Below are 15,200 nucleotides of genomic sequence, written 5' to 3'. Positions count from 1 at the left end.
TCGCATCATTTTTTCTTTTTAAGCGACATGGGGGCCGCAAGTTCCATGATTTCCACCATTTCGAGGTTAGCGACCATCGGCAGGTCTCCCGCTGCCACCGATCCGGTTACTATCCTTCCTATAAAAGTTCTGGTCTTAAATCCAGCCCGTTTTAGGAGTTCGCGACCATCTTTATCGGGTTTTTCCTCGGTTTTTATTATACATTCGAGCATTTTTGAGCGTTTTCCTTCAGATTCAGCCTCTTTCCACGCAGTTTTCATGCGAAGATCTATCTTGTTCCAGCCGGGGCTTTCTTCGAATTTAGCGGATTCGGAGTGTTTTTTTGCCATTCCATGGCAGATCGAGGGGGGGATGGCGAGGATTGCTAGCGCGCTTGAAATTATAAGGGGGATAAAAATCTTCAATTTGCGGTTCTTCATGGTGGGCGATTATAATCGCGGAGGCGTAAAATGCCATACTTTTTCAGGGGAGATAAGCGGTTTGAGTCCCCCGGAAAAACAAAAACGCCGGAGGGTTTTCCTCCGGCGTTTGAAATTATTTACCTTACCTCTTTTTATTTCGAAGACCTAGTCTTCAATGCCTCGACTACTTTTTCATCTGCGCCGGCTGAGAGCAGCGCTTCTTCATATTCCGAATTCTCTAATTCCTGCGCCACCGTTCCTACCAAAGCCTGACCAAAAACTATATTCTTTCCACTGCCAAACATGACATTGATCATCTTGCCGCCAAATTGGGATGTATTTGCCCATAGGGCTACACTATCACCAGCAGATATGCCATCAACGTTCATCGCAGACCAAGTAGCCCCTGAATCCCTCGTAACAACCATTCCATCTTCGGTTGCGGCTATTAACATTCTTCCAAATTTACCCACTGTGGGATCAATGGCGAGCGAGAGCACTTTGGAATCCACTCCCATTTTTACCCATCCCGCAGATGCTATAGGCGATTGATATATGCCTGATTCTGTCGCTGCGTATATAGTATCTCCTAGAATTTTAAGTTCGTAAGCTCTCGATGAAACTTCTCCAAATGATGTCCAAGTTTCACCGCCATCATTGCTGACAAATATTCCATTGTCAGCTGCAGCAAAAGCCTTTGAACATGAGTCGATATCTACGCAAATCACATCATCCACTACATGGCCAAAAGTTAAATAACCGGAGCTTTCAGCGGTTTGGCCTTCAGATGGCCTTCCTATCACGCCAGCGCCAGCCTCTTTATTGCGAAATGCCTGAACATCTCTTATTGTCAGGATTCCCATGTCAGTTGCTACGAGAATCCTCCCACTCTTCGAAATTTCTACATCGCAAACCTGTTTAAGGTTGACTATCTGCTTTTTGAAAGTCGCCTTACTGCCTTTTAGTTCAAGCCCTCTACAGGTTGGATGCGATCCATCATAGTCCTTACCGTTTGAGCTTATAACTCTAGCAGGAGTGAGCATGCTAAAATTTTTACCAGCATCATCTGAAATCATCACTCCGCCTGTGGTAGCAACGTATATTTCATTTGAGTTGCCAGGTCGAACGGATATTGCGTTGACAGGGAAGTAATGAATTACCTCATCCAAGAAACTTTCTACCCATCCACTACCTATCGAATTTGCGGCTTTTAAAGCTGCCCCAAGATCAATATCGATATCTGCACCATTCTTGTAAATTCTGAGTTTGCCGGTATTCCAGCCTGACATTTGCACGCCGGCAAACCTCGTAGCCTTGTTATTTGGATCAAACGAAAGCGTAGTTATGGCATCTGCATTTTCAGTTACATTTTCAATAAATGTCGTAACGCTTCTTACCATCACTCCATAATCAGTTACGTGATCCGAAGTATCAACCATCTTTACTCTGATTCCTTCTGGAGGGGTAATTACTTTAACAAGGCCTGCAGTCGGAAGTTGAATTCTTTTGATGAACCCTGCCGCAGATAGGTCTGAAATTTGGACTTCCTTTATCTGAGACGCATCGGTGCCACTGGCGGCTTTAATTTCCAGAGAAACCTCTTCTCCCGGGAATGCCCATTCATCCGAGCGTATATCCAAACCAACATTTGTTTCTCCTAGTGCAACGTTAGCCGTGTCACTTGCTTTACCAGCAGATGGTGTCTCTACCTCGATTATAAACTCTGTAGCTCCAGAAACTACACAGCTCGCACTTGAATAATTGACCGCCTGTCCAGCAGGTAACTCCGGAGTGCACGATACTGCTGTTGGATTCGCTTTTATTGTAACGATTGACCCTGCAGGTTCGGCCTTCCATGTTATATCGAGCGGATCTGAAAAACTGAAGACCTTGGCATTCTTAACACCGTTTACCTTTATCTCTGCAAATATTTCAACATTTGCTACGGAAACTGCCACATCAGCGCTGCCGATAGTTCCGCTCTTGGAGGTGCCTGTCACCGTATATACCGAGCTTTGCAATGGCGATACCACAGCGCATCCCTTTGCTGGAACCTGATCCGTCGGAGTTCCGCGTTCGAGAAGCTCAGTCGGGTCGCTGATCAAACAGTCATCTCCGGCATAGGTTGGCTCTGCCGCAACGCCCTGATCATCGAGCACTTCTACCGTCGCATCCTCAGGGGTCACGCTCCAGCGGATTATCGTGGATTCGCCATCTGCCAGCGTTTCCTTATCGGCTGTGATCATCGCGTTTACTTCCTCGACCGCAACGACCTTCACAGTGATGGTCTTTGTGGAGGGGAGGGCGGTGGATGAACCCGAAGGATCTCCAATCTTCCCGCCTATCGCAACATCCTCTCCCTTCGGGGGATACGCGCCTATCGAGAACCCCTTCGGGGCTACGTCACCTTCCGCTCCTGCGCCTGCGGCGACGGCAGCGGTTATTATGAAATCGGTGTCGGCCGTGAGGTTCTTCGCAACCACCGTTCCGGCATTTTCCTTGGTTTCAACGTGAATGGGAGAGGATCCGTCCTTGCCGACGGAAGTTATCTCGATCGAGTCCGCCCCTGAAACCTCCCATGTTATCGTGGTGCTCTCTCCGAGCAGAATCTGGTTCGGATCGGCGTTGAATTTCACGATCACCGGTGACGCCGGTGTTATGCTGAAGCTATGCCTACGCACCCTCAGCTCTCCGTCGTCGCAGGCGGTCAGAAATACGACCGCGAGTAGAAGAAGTTTCGAAATCCAGGAGAATTTTATTTTCATATCCCTATCCTCTCTCTATCCAAAGCTCTTTAGTATGGACTAATACCATCAACCCCGTTACCAAGTTAGTGCACCATTAAACGTTCCAAAATGGTTAATGTAAGGATTCTGCATGGCACAGGCATATCCCATGCAAACTCTAGCGCCGACAACGGTTCCATCATGTTTAATGCACAATTGCGGATTTAAAATATGAATAAACTTTCCATTGGAAGGATCGGTGACTATTGAACTCGGTATCGTGCCGCCGTTTGCAGCTGAATCTAATGTATAATTGGAGTCGTTTGTTTTATCGAATCCTGTACTAAACAAATCGGTCCTGTAGATAACTTGGGGACCTATTTCCCATCCCTCTGGCAGTGGGAACATGAACTCAATCGGAATTCTAAAGCTCAGATAATGCCAATTATTTTCAGAGTAGCTTCCTGAATATATCATCTTAAAGGCGCCTGCGAGGCCGGTTCCAGGGAGCTGAGCAGAAAGTTCAAATAATCCCTGTAAAAGCTTTGCGGCGCTTCCGTTAAGAGTATGATCATACTGTAGCGATAGACCCAAATTAGCTTTCCACGCTTTATTCATCAGCCATTTTACACCTGCTGATCCGCCAAGAAAAAACGACTCATTAAGATTCCATTGATCTTGCGTATTGGAGTTAGTGTTTATATCTAAATATTTGCCAATGGAGGCCCCAAGACTTACAGAGCCACTACCCGTCTCATCCTTTTTACCAAACGGAATGGACAGGGTATAACTTGGGAAAACTATCCTGTTTCGAAAATCATTGCCGTCTTCAACAATACCGGCAACAATCGACATGCCGAGAGGCCGCTTCTCGCCTTCCTTGCCTACCATAACCTTTCCATCAACCGACAAGTTTATGCCGGTTACGAGAGAGTTATCCTTCACCCCTTGTGGATTGCTTGTTGGGCGATTGAGCTCTCTGGTAAAATAGCCAGGCCTCTCTCCGTATGCCACCCCACCGTGAACAGAAAGCGACCAATTCGGATTTATATCCCATGCCCTGACATCTGCGCTCAACCTTCCCTGCAGTATGGCACGACCGCTGTCGAAATATGTTACGACTGAAGCTTCTCCTCCAAACCTACCTTTATCATCCGTCTTTGCTGCAAAACTCGGCTTCTTGTTCTTATCAAGCCCCGCATAATGCAGCAGTCCAAAGGTGCTCAATCCTTTAGGTTTACCGCCGGATATCGCATCCCTCAGAGAGCGTTCTATCGCCGATGCTACGTCATCTTCCGTAAATTTTTTGGCTTTGAAATCGGCGCTATTCACGGCCTCCCTGTGGAGTTCGGTTATCTTGTCGTAGAAGGCCATGTACATATCGCCTTCGAGCGTTGAAAGATAATTGAGGTATCTATCCGCGAATTTCTTTTCTGGGAGATTTCCCAGAACGACTGTGCCGTCTCTCTTAACATCTTCCACAACCGCGCTTTTGATTCCAACCGGGCTCGCACCTTCTAGCTGCTCTATCATCGAGTCTATTGCGCGTTCGCGCTCGGGGGTGCCGATCTTGGCAAGTTTTGCGTTCTTGAGGTAGGCGGCCCTCCAAAGTTCCTTCAGGGGCTCAAGCGCTATCTCATTCCATCCTGCGCCTAGCCCTTGGATGAGCCTTTTTGGAAGCGCCCTGCCGTCCGTATCTTCCAGACCTGAAGCAGCCAGAGCTTTGGCGGCTTCGGCTCCATCCATAAAGATCACCTCGGTCGGTTTCCCACTTCCGTCGGTCTTCACCTCTTTTACGACTAGCTTTGCGGGATCTTTTTCAGCGCTCTTTTGGATCGCACTCAGCATCGCGTCGCCGAGTTCGCCCAGAGCTTTGGTGACATCTTTATCAGCGTATGCCGGGGCTGTTTTATTTGCGAGATAACGCGGAATTGCATTTGTGAAGAGTTTTCTCAAAGCATCCTTTTCCGTCAGTTTACTCCCGGCTCCCCACACACTTTCGGGGAGGGTACGAAAATCACCTCTTCCGTCCTCTTCGAATTTATAGATGATAGTCTTCGAAAGCGCCTCATGTGCGGCATCGATTGCATGATCTTTATCTGATGAACTCGGAACATGATCTGAGAACGCTTTTACGAGCTCTATTATAGAATCAACTAGGGGGTCGATCTTTGACCGGTTGAAACCCTCGCGCTCTGCCGCGTCGTTAAATAGGCGCATTGCCTCGCGGGCGAGCCTTACCATTCCGTTATCCCTGAGCTCTTTTAGAAAATTTGAAAACTCTGCATTGGGCAGAGGGGCGGTTAACATAGCTACTGTACGTGTGGAGCCGGCTGACGGTGCGTTTAAGATTCCTGACACTCTTCCTGCAGCTGCCTCTCTTAGGTATGGGATGAAGGGCATCTCTAAAAGACCGCTATCTCTCGATGTTAAAATTTGAACCCTAGGTTTTTTTTCATCCCTGTAGGAGTCGAGTGAGCATTGTCTCTCATCTCCTACCATTCTCTTTGCTTTTTGTTCTTGGCACTGGTGCCCTACTGTCTGCGCTGCAGGGAGGAATATCTCGGCGGTGAACCTGTTTTTTGCCTCGTCGTCCTGGAGAGCCGCGGTTGAATCCGCCAGCACCTTCGCAAGCAGAAGGTCGCAATCGTCTTTTTTCACAGGGTTGTTGTCAAACTTTTGTACCGGACAAAACGCCGGTGCAATGGCATCGACAATCGCTGTTTGTATCGGGGTAAGCCCAAGTTTATATCTATCGTCACCGGCAGAAAACATTTTAGCCTCCTATTAAAGGAATTTATCCTACAACTACTTACTTACATTTCCCCTCTTTTACGGCTTTGGCGTAAGCAGCGCGCAGACCAGCGTCTTGGGCGCGTTGCACAATGGTAGAACGGCAGATTGCTTCATAATTTGTCTTAGAAGAGGTTCTGCTAGCTTTACCGCCAGAGCTTTTTGTTCTGATGACTCTAGGGGGTACCTTTTTTACTCGTTCGGACTTTTTAGGGTCGGATTTGGTGTCGGGCTGCGTGGCGGATTGTAAAAGCGCCACGTACCGATTAAGTTCTGTCAGCAAGGGGGTTAAGGAATTCACAAGGGCGCTCTGGGCCGTCGTGATCTGTACGAGATCCGTCAGGAGATTTACGGCTTCCTCATAAGAGGTAACGAGCTTCGATGCCCCATCTTCACCAATCGCGGTCCTTATCGCCTGCATTCTTTTAGTGAGCCATCCTTGAATCATCTCTTTCGTAGGCTGTCTGGCGGCAGTTGCGGCGACAAATGCACTATCGATTTTTTTTACATCTTCACTTTCGGATGCCTTTTGAATTGCGGCGCTGATGTCGACGATCTTCTTGAATGCGATTATTACATCTCCCCAGCTTCTGCTGATCGACTTATTTTCAACGAGTTTTTCGACTGCGACACTTACGCACAGTTCGTCTAGCTTCGTTTCTCCATCTTCTCTATAGGCCGGAGCGAGCGAGTAGAGGACCATCGCTGTCTCTTCATCCATCCCCAGATTTATAAGCATTTCAAGATGGTCGGATTTGGCGGCGTTATCCCTGATGAAAGCGATTGAGGCGCGCGCATACGTAACCGCCAAGTCCTCTTCGTGGCTTTTGAGCGTGTCAAGTTGCGTTTGCTTTCCAGCTTTCGCACTGGTGGTTATTTGCGTGCTTTCGATGTCAGCTTTTAACTCGGCCTTGGCTTCAACGAGAGCTTTCACTGGGTTGTCTCCCAGGTCTTTTATTAGTTTGAATGATTCGTCATATTTGATGTCGGCCTTGCCTAGATCGAAGCTTTCCCTAAGCCCTCTTATGAGCTCCGTCCCGGCGGCGAAGAGATATCCGGCGCGGCTTCCCCATTTACAGACGTCCATGGCTTGCATAGCGTTCCACAGCAGGGTGGCCGGGAGTATACGACCTAAAATTAGTCTGCCATCGACTACTTTCCGGAAGACATCTTCAAACTCTGCGCCCCTTTTTACCTGGCGCCTGCATCCACCTTCGGAGGGCTCGCTCGTGTTGTCTAGTTTGAATCCTTCCGTCTCGACGCACCTCTTCGAATCTATTTCGCAGTCAGCCTTTAGGACCTCCATCATCGTTTTAAATGAATCGCTATCGAGCCATAGTTGTGACCTGAATTCGCATCTTTGTGAACCTGCTAACATTGTGCCTCCTTTTGCCGTCCGTTGAAGAGGATTTGCACGGATAAAGCCCCCATGCCCATCCACTAGTTTTATCGTCCGAAAAAATTATTTGTTGCGAACTTTCTTTCCCTTCAGCGCTTTATCCAAAAGCGCTATACCGCAGTGTTATCGATCCCTCTGTGGTTTAGTTGCTAAAAAAAATGCCAATTTTTGAGAAAATTTTTGGCGGCGTATTTCACCCCGGTATGCTCCGGGGGCACAAACGGCTTGTCTCCCCCGAGGAGGGGGCTATTTTTTCAGTGAAAATGCGGCGGGGAGGAGCTTTTTAATGGTGTAACCTGCTGATTTTCCTTTAGTATTTGCCATTATGACCCTGAGGTCGGGGGTGAATTCAAAAAGGACCTGCCGGCATATCCCGCACGGCGAATCGATATGCGAACTCCCTGTCACCACCGCTATTTTAAGGAATTCGCGCGCCCCTTCCGAGACGGCCTTGAATATGGCGGTGCGCTCGGCGCAGCAGGTGGCGCCATACGTGGCATTTTCGACGTTGCAGCCGGTAAAAACCCGGCCATCGCTACAAAGAAGTGCCGCTCCCACCTTGAATTTTGAGTACGGCGCATACGCCTTTTTTCTCGCCTCCGTCGCGATTTTTATGAGCTCTTTGTCGGTCATTGACATTGAATCCTCCCCGGTTGAGGTGCATCTCATGCGCCAACGGATAATAGCATGCTGCGCTATCATTATAACTATACCATGTAAGGCGCAAGTGGGGACTGCCGTAACTCGCGACTGGTGACTGGTGAGCGGTTGGAACCCCGCGGTAGCGGCGGCTTAATGCCGCGGGAATGACATTCATAGTGTCATCCCCGAATGGTGTAATCGGGGATCCAGCAACGACCGTGACTGGTGAGTGGTGAACGGTTGGAACGGGATTTTCCCGTCGCGGCGACGACAATTTAGGATTTTAAAAAGATTATATTCGCAATCATCACTGAGTAATTATAAGATACGTTGATTTACAACTCCTTAAACGTCGACGTGAAGTGGCGAATTCCCTTGGTCTCCACATCGAATCCGAGGCCGCGCTTTCTGCTTCGCTGTTTCTTGAAAACCTCGTCAACGACGTCGGCTACGTAATCGAAATGCTCCTCGGTGTAAACGCGCCTCGGGATCGTAAGTCTGCATAGATCAAGGGCTGGACGGATGTTATCTCCGCTATCGGGATCGCGACCAGCGAGGCATGAGCCGACCTCTACCGCCCTCACTCCGCCTTCGCGATATAGCTCCACAACGAGAAGCTGCGCGGGAAATTCGCTTTCTGGAACGTTCGGGAAAAATCTTCTCCCATCGATAAATACAGCGTGACCTCCGACAGGCCTCACTATCGGAACGTCCCTCTTAGTAAGCTCTTCGCCGAGATATGATGTCTGACCTATGCGGTGCGCTAGATAACTTTCCTCTACGACCTCGCAAAGCCCCTGCGCCATCGCATCCATGTTCATGCCGCTCATTCCGCCGTAGGTGTAGAAACCCTCGAAGAGGATGTCCGTGGGCTTCATCTCTTCATAGAGTTTCTCATCGCGCAGGGCGAGGAAACCGCCGATCGGAACGAGGCCGTCCTTCTTCGCCGACATCGTACATCCTTCGACATATGAAAACATCTCGCGCACGATTCCCTTTATAGATTTGTCGGCGTAGCCCGGTTCGCGCTGCTGTATGAAATAGGCGTTTTCCGCGAAACGCGCGGCGTCAAAGAAGAGGCGCAGCCCTTTCTCGGCGCAGAAGCTCGAAACCTGCCTGATATTTTCCATCGAGACCGGCTGCCCCCCGCCGGAATTGCACGTGACCGTTATGAGAACATACGATATCTTTTCACGGCCATACTTTTTGTACGCATGCTCGAGGAGATTCATATCTATATTCCCCTTGAACGGATACATCACCGTCGAATCGCGCCCCTCCGCGATAGTGCAATCTATAGTTCGCCCTCCGCGGAATTCGATATGCGCCTTGGTCGTGTCGAAATGCGTGTTGCCGGGGACGACCTGCCCTTCCCTTACAAGAGTGAAATCAAGAACCTGTTCTGCCGCACGCCCCTGATGGACCGGGATCACGTAAGGAAGATGCATGATGTCGCGGATCGCCTTCTCCAGCCTGAAGAAGGACTCGGATCCAGCATACGATTCATCCCCTATCATCATCTGTGAAAGCTGCTCCTGACTGAGCGCGCCGGTTCCCGAATCGGTGAGAAGGTCTATGTAGACGTGCTTAGATCTGAGGCGAAAAATGTTGAGCCCTGCCTCGGAAATCTTTGCCTCGCGATCCTCGCGGGATAGCAGCGCTATCGGCTCTACGATCTTGATCTTATATGGGACGACTTTTCTGACCATAAATCCTCCTGACTGTCTCGCAGCGCTATATCAGCCGCACGGGCGCGGGGCAAACACTTTATCTATTTATAACATTTTTTTACCAAACTCATTCCTCATTATAATCAAAGCTTAAAAACGAAGGAATCTCACCATCATATTTAAGTACAACAAAATCAAGATTAAGATTAAGAATCAAGATTAAGATAAAGACGAAGATGAAGATTAAGAATCAAGATGCAGTATTAAATAATTTTAAAATGTTTATAATTTCTTTTTCAGATCCCTGTAATTTTTCCATAGCGGGGCGAGTTTTTTCTTGAAGATATGTGGGGGCCACGCAATCTCGACACAGGCAAAAAAACGCCCGGCTTCATCTTGTCTTTTTCTTGTAATGAATCGCTCGTCCTTTGCCAAAGCGTTTAATAAGTCCAAGTTCCATCAACTTTTTAAAATCCAAAGCTCTGGTTGCCTTTGCACGCTTGGTCAGCTTTGAATAGTCCCTATCCGTTATGAATCCGTTGCGATCTATAAAATCGAGAATCTTGTTGTGATGGGGAAATAGTTTGGTTTTAGGTGAAATAGTTTCGGCAGAGAGCTCCTTTTTAACGCGCAACAACTCATCTATTATTCCATCGGTAAAATATTCCAGCCATTCTGTAAGATCAAGGTCGTTTCCAATATCGTAAAAGTTACCAAGCGCTCCAACCTTTACAAAATATTTGGTGACATTTCTGTTGTAATAATTTTCGAAGCTGAAGAGATTGAATGTGTTCAACCCCATATCTGCAAGAAGTGCTTTTGTGATTAGTCTTGCAGTTCTACCATTACCATCTACAAACGGATGAATGATCACAAATTCCTTGTGAAAAATTCCGGCCAGAATGAGCGCATCGATCTTGCCACGCTTTTGCTTTACAAAATCTAATAATTCTTTCATCAGCTTGCCAACATCTTGATGGTCGGGAGGGAGATATGCCGGCTTTCCCGTTCTGGGGTCGTTTACGAAAACAGGTTCAGTTCTGAATTTTCCACATCTGTGCTTTTCGATCAGCCCTTCGGTAATTTTCTTTTGGATAGTGCAGATCAGTTTTTCACTTATGGATATTTGACCGCCAGCAATTTCATTTTTAAGGTATTCAAAGGCGCTGTTATAGTTCAGCACCTCCCGCTCGGTATCTCTGATCTTTTCCGGTTTTGATTTAATAAGTCTTTTGACATCCGTAAGGGGGATTGGATTTCCTTCAATGCTCGTGGATGAATATGCAGAGAGGGAATTAGCCTTTGCCTCAAAACTAGATAGTATTGTTTTGGCAAATGCCTGATTATTAAGCTCTGAGCATATCACTGCTATAGTCTTGATATTATTAAGTAATTTATCAGAAACGCTATACTTGGGCTGTAACATATAGTCTAATTATAGACGATAGTTAGACGATTGTAAATGTGCTTACCAATACTGCCGGATGGTCGAGCAAATTTTAATACGAGTCACCAGTCACGGTTGTTGCGGGAGGGGGCGAATCCTGATCGCTGATCTTTGATCAGCATTTGTAAAACTAACTTATATTCGAAAATATCGTTATTAAGATCAGAATCAGGATTAAGATAAAGATAAAGATGAAGATTAAGAATCAAGATGCAGTATTAAATAATTTTAAAATGTTTATAATTTCTTTTTCAGATCCCTGTAATTTTTCCATAGCGGGGCGAGTTTTTTCTTGAAGATATTCTTGGGCATCGGGGATGCGGCGACCTCTTCCATGAGTAAAATCATGTTTTCATAGTCGCATGCCGAGATGTATTCCGCAGCGTATCCCTTCGGGCCGTGGTTGTGATAGTTGCCAAGTGCCAGCGCCAGCCCGCCGACAGGGAAGCCTTCCGCAACATATACGCATGCTTCGCAGCGGCCGCCTTTTAGAAGCGCCCGTTGGCTTTTGAATCCCTTCGATCTGGATTTTGCCGAGGCTGCACAGTCGATCAGCCACGCCTCAACCGCGGGGTCGTAGGAACTCTGGGCATCGCCGGACCTGATTACAGGCCCTCCGCCGATATCGACCTTGCCTCCGGGCGCGGAGCTGCATTCCATGACTATTATGGGATCCTTAGCGGAAACTGTTCCGGCCTCGATGGCACCGAAGGCGCCGATGAAGCCGGCTTCCTCCGCACGCGTAAAGAGGCCGCAGACATTCGACTTGGATTTTTTGGCGACCAGCCTCGTCATGAGTTCCAATATCGCTGCTACGCTGGCGAGGTTGTCCGCCGCTCTGGCATGGAGGATATCTTTCTTCTGTTTGAAACCGGGGAGATCGTAATGCCCGAAATCGCCTTCCGAAAATTCTTCATCCGATGAGATTTCGAAGCATGGCTTGCCAAAATATTTTTTGGATTTGATGAGCTTTCCAATCTTCCCCTTGATCTTAGCTCTCTCCGTATGGATCGCTACGCTTGATCCTGAAAAGAACTTTACGTCGACGCGCCCCCACAGGGCGGCGGTCCCCTTCTTTCCTGATGAGGATACGATTTCGAATCCGGGATGGTCCATGTGCGCTGTGAATGTAACCGGCCTTCCCGAACCGCCCTTGTATTTGACAAGTATATTGCCGAAGCGATCTTCATCGACTTTAAGGCCTATCGCTGCAGAATAGATTCTTACGAATGTCGCCACTGCGGTTTCATGGAAACTCATTGTGGGGAGCGACAGGATCTCTTCAAGAAGGGTCTTGTTGAATTTTTGCATGATATTTTTACCTTTCGCATGTTGCGGTTGTTGCTGGATCCCCGATAAAATCATTCGGGGATGACAACCTTCTCACTACTCGAGGATGACAACCTTTCAGTGCGCAGTCATTCCCGCATGCTTTAGGCGGGAATCCCGTTCTAACAATTTACCTGCCGCGCTTTTTGGTTTTTTTCTTCGCTTTATTTTTCTTTTCAGTGTCTTTCTTCTCGCTGTTTTTGCCCGGGGCCTTGCCGCCTCCCATCGTGGCGAGAACTTCGTTCATCTTAGCGATGCGCTTGGCCACCATGCCGTGAACCGTCTCGGGAGGATAGCTGCCGTCTGAGCGCATCTTGCCGGCCGATTTTCCGAGGAGAAGTTCAAGCCCTTCGTCTATATCCCTTATCGAATAGATGTGAAACTTTCCCTTCTTGACCGCTGTGACGATATCGCGCCTCAGCATCAGATGCCTTTCGTTCTGCGCCGGAATCATCACGCCCTGTTTGCCGGTAAGCCCCTTGGCCTTGCAGACGTCGAAGAACCCCTCTATTTTTTCATTGGCTCCGCCGATCGGCTGAATGTCGCCGAGCTGATTCACGGATCCCGTTACGGCGATATCCTGCCTTATGGGAAGTCCGGAAAGCGATGAGAGGATCGCGTATATTTCAGTTGAAGATGCCGAGTCGCCGTCCACGCCGCCGTAGGACTGTTCGAAACAGATCGATGCGGAAAGGTTTAGCGGTTCGCGCTGCGCATATTTCTGGCGGAGATATCCATTGATGATAAGGACTCCCTTGTCGTGTATTGGCCCGGATAACTTCGCTTCGCGCTCTACGTTTACTATACCGCCCGTTCCAACCGAAGTGGTTGCGGTTACGCGCGACGGCTTTCCGAATGAGACATGCCCCATCTGATAGACCGAAAGACCGTTGACCTGACCTACGCGTTTTCCCTTGCAGTCTATCAATAGCACTCCCTCGTCTATCATGCGCTGTACTCTCTCTTCGGTCAGGCTGTGACGATCCCTCTTGCTGTCTATCGCCTGTTCGACGTGCTTTCTGCCTATCTTAGATTTTCCATCTTGCGATGCGAAGAAATCCGCTTCGCGAAGGACGTCGGTGATATACGCGAAGCGCGTCGATATGCGGTCGCGCTGTCCTGCCTCCTCGATTCCGTGTTCCAGCATGGCGACCAGCCCTTCCTGGTCGAAATGCCTGATTTTGCCGCGTTCGCAAACGGCGCGAAGAACGGCCGCGTAGTTGATCGCCGCGTTGTCATCGAGCGGCATAGTAGTTCCGAAGTCGGAAAGCACCTTGAACGTTTTTGGGAAATCCTCTTCATAGTGGTAGAGGACATTGTATAGCCACGACGGACCGATCATGATCACCTTCACGCTGAGGTCTATCGGTTCGGGCTTCAGCGTGAGGGGGGCTATCTGAAAATAGCTTTCTGGCTGCTGGATGGAGAGCTGCTCGGTCTTGAGCACCCTCTTGAGCTGATCCCATACGAGAGGCCTGCGAAGAAGATCCATCGCGTTGACTATTATGTATCCGCCGTCCGCCCTGAGAAGCGAACCTGCTTTGATATGCCGAAAGTCGGTGCTCCAGAATCCTCCCGATCCCACGTTGTATTCGATGGCTCCGAAAAGATTTATGTAGCTGGGGTTATGCTCTTCAACTATCGGGGCGTCACCATGTTCGGAAGGGACGGAAGAGGTGTCGTAGAGGAGGTTGACTTCATAGTACCAGAAGGGGTCCTCCGGCTGGCGCGATCCGCCGCCTATTACCAGTATTCCCTCCTGATGTTTTTCATTTTCCTTCTTACCCGAGAAGTTCTCTATATTCTTGAGGATGTGATTTTTTACGCGCAGGAGATATTTTTTCACCTTTTCATCTTTGTATCTGACGAGAAGGTCGTCCATGGCGCTGTCGAGAACTGTCGAGGCGGCTCTTTCCACGAGCCTTTCAAGGGACTGGTGCATCTCCTTGCCCACTCCCTTTGCGCTAGCGAGGACCCTTTTCAGGTCGGCCATCAGTTCGCGGTGTCGCTTCACCTTCTTGTCGCGTTCCGCGGCGTCCAGCTTTTCCTCTTTGACGAGTACGTCCAGATAATCGACCGAGACCGCTTCGTTGCCTATGATCGGAAAAACGCTCGGCGCTATATATCCGCCCTCCTGAACCTGTATGAGGGCGAAGCCTTCCCTCTTCAGGCTTTCAGCGAATTCCTCGAAAATTTTCTTCTCCTGGCGCTGGTACCTCTCCACGATCATCTCGCGTTCTTTAGAGACGTTTTGCGACTCGAGGACCTTCGGTATCTCCGTCCTGAGGAACCTTATAAACTCGTTTATGTCGTCTTTGAAGACGCGCCCCTGACCCCTCGGGAAGGTAAGCAGTATCGGCTGCGACGCATCGATAAAATTGTAAACGTAACATCTGTCGGGGGGAACGATCCTTCCCTCCGGACGGCATGATGCCTCCTTGCAGACTTTTTGGAGCGCCCTCCGGATGGTCGTCATCCTGCCGGTGCCAGCTATGCCGGCCACATAGATGTTGTAACCCCTCTTGTAGAGCTTGAGCCCCACGTCCAGCGCGTCGGTGGCCTTTCGCTGTCCTACAATAGCTTCGGTGGGCTGTATTTTTAGCGGATTTTTGAACTTATTGAGCATCGACTTTGGCGGACTCCATCTCAGTTCCGATGCCGGAATTTTTCTGGCAGGCATATCATTCCCCCTGTTGGATTTGGACCTGTTTAAAGACGGGGCATTTTAGGCGATGGATTCCCATTTGTCCAGAACGGCAGTTGGTGGATTCCCGCCTGCCCCGCCAAAGGCGG

Annotated in this window: 9 protein-coding genes; all 9 read right to left on the bottom strand. The window is 48.9% G+C overall.

Annotated features, from left to right (window positions below; translation table 11 throughout):
• Positions 1–5 precede the first annotated feature (5 nt).
• The 9 genes from GX659_07085 to GX659_07045 all read right to left on the bottom strand — a co-directional run bounded on the left by GX659_07085 (position 6) and on the right by GX659_07045 (position 15,087).
• Positions 6–419: a hypothetical protein gene (locus GX659_07085; protein NLD28548.1), complete on the bottom strand. Its 414-nt coding sequence runs from the start codon at positions 417–419 to the stop codon at positions 6–8.
• 134 nt (positions 420–553) lie between these two features.
• Positions 554–3,166 carry a hypothetical protein gene (locus GX659_07080; GenBank protein NLD28547.1) on the bottom strand — a complete coding sequence of 871 codons (2,613 nt, stop codon included), beginning with the start codon at positions 3,164–3,166 and terminating at the stop codon, positions 554–556.
• Positions 3,167–3,223: 57 nt separating this feature from the next.
• Positions 3,224–5,902 carry a hypothetical protein gene (locus GX659_07075; GenBank protein ID NLD28546.1) on the bottom strand — a complete coding sequence of 893 codons (2,679 nt, stop codon included), beginning with the start codon at positions 5,900–5,902 and terminating at the stop codon, positions 3,224–3,226.
• Between the two features lie 37 nt (positions 5,903–5,939).
• Positions 5,940–7,298 carry a hypothetical protein gene (locus GX659_07070; GenBank protein ID NLD28545.1) on the bottom strand — a complete coding sequence of 453 codons (1,359 nt, stop codon included), beginning with the start codon at positions 7,296–7,298 and terminating at the stop codon, positions 5,940–5,942.
• Positions 7,299–7,565: 267 nt separating this feature from the next.
• The gene (gene cdd / locus GX659_07065; GenBank protein NLD28544.1) at positions 7,566–7,958 is read right to left on the bottom strand and encodes a cytidine deaminase; all 393 of its coding nucleotides are present in this window, start codon (positions 7,956–7,958) and stop codon (positions 7,566–7,568) included.
• 338 nt (positions 7,959–8,296) lie between these two features.
• The gene (locus GX659_07060; protein NLD28543.1) at positions 8,297–9,670 is read right to left on the bottom strand and encodes a tryptophanase; all 1,374 of its coding nucleotides are present in this window, start codon (positions 9,668–9,670) and stop codon (positions 8,297–8,299) included.
• 352 nt (positions 9,671–10,022) lie between these two features.
• A complete protein-coding gene (locus tag GX659_07055) occupies positions 10,023–11,057 on the bottom strand; it encodes a Fic family protein (GenBank protein NLD28542.1) in 1,035 nt (344 codons plus the stop codon).
• 258 nt (positions 11,058–11,315) lie between these two features.
• Complete coding sequence (locus GX659_07050; protein ID NLD28541.1) at positions 11,316–12,389, bottom strand: M20/M25/M40 family metallo-hydrolase; 1,074 nt, start codon at positions 12,387–12,389, stop codon at positions 11,316–11,318.
• Positions 12,390–12,537: 148 nt separating this feature from the next.
• Positions 12,538–15,087, bottom strand: coding sequence for an AAA family ATPase (locus GX659_07045; protein ID NLD28540.1), 2,550 nt, complete (start codon positions 15,085–15,087; stop codon positions 12,538–12,540).
• Positions 15,088–15,200: the final 113 nt, after the last annotated feature.

Source organism: Myxococcales bacterium (assembly GCA_012513515.1).
Classification (GTDB): Bacteria; UBA10199; UBA10199; order 2-02-FULL-44-16; family JAAZCA01; genus JAAZCA01.
This window is presented reverse-complemented; position numbering and strand designations above follow the sequence as displayed.

Bases quoted from the DNA above. Each gene is read 5' to 3' on its own strand.
- GX659_07085 (NLD28548.1), bottom strand. From the start codon at position 419: ATGAAGAACCGCAAATTGAAGATTTTTATCCCCCTTATAATTTCAAGC.
- GX659_07080 (NLD28547.1), bottom strand. From the start codon at position 3,166: ATGAAAATAAAATTCTCCTGGATTTCGAAACTTCTTCTACTCGCGGTC.
- GX659_07075 (NLD28546.1), bottom strand. From the start codon at position 5,902: ATGTTTTCTGCCGGTGACGATAGATATAAACTTGGGCTTACCCCGATA.
- GX659_07070 (NLD28545.1), bottom strand. From the start codon at position 7,298: ATGTTAGCAGGTTCACAAAGATGCGAATTCAGGTCACAACTATGGCTC.
- GX659_07060 (NLD28543.1), bottom strand. From the start codon at position 9,670: ATGGTCAGAAAAGTCGTCCCATATAAGATCAAGATCGTAGAGCCGATA.
- cdd (NLD28544.1), bottom strand. From the start codon at position 7,958: ATGTCAATGACCGACAAAGAGCTCATAAAAATCGCGACGGAGGCGAGA.
- GX659_07050 (NLD28541.1), bottom strand. From the start codon at position 12,389: ATGCAAAAATTCAACAAGACCCTTCTTGAAGAGATCCTGTCGCTCCCC.
- GX659_07055 (NLD28542.1), bottom strand. From the start codon at position 11,057: ATGTTACAGCCCAAGTATAGCGTTTCTGATAAATTACTTAATAATATC.
- GX659_07045 (NLD28540.1), bottom strand. From the start codon at position 15,087: ATGCCTGCCAGAAAAATTCCGGCATCGGAACTGAGATGGAGTCCGCCA.